Source organism: Pseudomonas sp. HMWF021 (assembly GCF_003061005.1).
Lineage (GTDB): Bacteria > Pseudomonadota > Gammaproteobacteria > Pseudomonadales > Pseudomonadaceae > Aquipseudomonas.
This window is the reverse complement of record NZ_QAIK01000040.1, coordinates 120,659-122,269: the sequence shown is the minus strand read 5'-3', so window position 1 is coordinate 122,269 and position 1,611 is coordinate 120,659. Positions and strand designations below refer to the sequence as shown.

Genomic DNA, 1,611 nt, shown 5'->3' with positions numbered 1-1,611 from the left:
CCCCGCCACTTACTACTACCCCGGCTACTATTCGCCGTATTACTACGGCGGTTATTACGGACCGCGCTACTACGGTGGCGGACATTATTACTACGGCGGCTACGGTTATCGCGGTGGCTATGGGCGCGGTTATCACGGCGGCGGATACCACGGCGGGCACCATTGATCAGCGGCCAAATGACAGTGTTTTCCAAATGAACAGGATTTCATGAATCACATGTTTCAACTTGTTACGGAGACGCACCAGATTCGGAAAACGATGTCTGATTATTCGTCAGTCACCCAATAAACGACTGATGCCTGCCAGCGTCGCTGGTGCGGCTACCCGCGGTCCAGGAGGCCGCCATGTATCGACGAATTCTTCTACTTGCTGCGATGATGTTTTCCGTTGCCGGTTGCGCTCCCTACTCCTACGCAGACAGTTATTACAGCTCGGAGGTCTATACCTCACCCGCTCCGGCGTACTACAACACTGGCGGCACCTATTACAGCGGTGGCAGCACCTACTACTCGGCCCCTCGCTACTACCAGGCGGCCCCGCGTTACTACCAACCGGCTCCGCGTTACTACTCGGCGCCCCGTTACTACCAGCCAGCGCCACGCTATTACGAGAGCCGCCGCTGGCACGACAACGATCGCGGGCGCTGGGACGGGCACCGCGGTGGTGGTTGGGATCGTGACCGTGGTGGGCGTGATCATCACGGTAACCGCGGTGACCACGGCGGGCGAGGCGGTCGCTGGTAACTCACCGCAAACAAAAAAGCGGCGCATTGAGCGCCGCTTTTTTTGTGCCTGCGATTTGCCGGGCAATCAGTAAACCGTCAAATCCGCCAACGGATGCCGACCTTCCCACACCTTGTGAAAATGCGCCTCGACCACCGCATCCGGCACGGTATTGATATCCGGCCAATGCCAGTGGGGTTTCTGATCCTTGTCGATCAACCGTGCGCGCACGCCTTCGCTGAATTCCGGGTGCCGGCAGCAATTGAGGCTCAGGGTGTATTCCATCTGGAACACTTCGGCCAGCGACAGGTAACGGGCGCGATTGATCTGCTCCCAGACCAGATGCGCGGTCAGCGGTGAGCCTTCGCTCAGGGTTTTCGCGGCGCGGGCGATCAGCGGGTCACTGCTGTCGCGTTGCAGGCTGATGGCTTTCCAGGCGCAGGCGACGTCGCTGACATCGAGCAGTTCGTCGATCTGCTGGCGGCGCGGTAACCACTGCGCTTCGGGCATCTGCCCGACGGCTTCCTGTTGCAGGGCCTTGAGCAGGCTGTTGAGTTGCATGTCGGTCTGTTCCTGCCAGTTCAGTTGCAGCAGGCCTTCGATCAGCTGCGGTTGCTGCTCTTCAAGCAGGAAGCGATCGGCCAGATCCAGATCGATGGCATCACGCCCGTTCATGTGCGCGCCGGTCAGACCGAGGAACAAGCCGAGCTTGCCCGGCAACCGAGAGAGAAACCAACTGGCCCCGACGTCCGGATACAGACCGATGGTGATCTCCGGCATCGCCAGACGACTGCTCGGCGTGACGATCCGTGTGCTCGCACCTTGCAGCAGGCCCATGCCGCCGCCGAGCACGTAACCGTGGCCCCAGCAGATCAGCGGTTTGGGGTA

2 protein-coding genes are annotated in these 1,611 nt (G+C 60.3%); one reads left to right on the top strand and one right to left on the bottom strand.

Annotated features, from left to right (window positions below; translation table 11 throughout):
* Positions 1–345 precede the first annotated feature (345 nt).
* Positions 346–744 carry a hypothetical protein gene (locus tag DBR18_RS04810; RefSeq protein ID WP_007963255.1) on the top strand — a complete coding sequence of 133 codons (399 nt, stop codon included), beginning with the start codon at positions 346–348 and terminating at the stop codon, positions 742–744.
* Between the two features lie 66 nt (positions 745–810).
* Here the strand turns inward: DBR18_RS04810 and DBR18_RS04805 are convergent.
* On the bottom strand, positions 811–1,611 hold an 801-nt coding region (locus DBR18_RS04805), incomplete at its 5' end, for an enoyl-CoA hydratase/isomerase family protein (protein ID WP_256588541.1).

Bases quoted from the DNA above. Each gene is read 5' to 3' on its own strand.
- DBR18_RS04810 (WP_007963255.1), top strand. From the start codon at position 346: ATGTATCGACGAATTCTTCTACTTGCTGCGATGATGTTTTCCGTTGCC.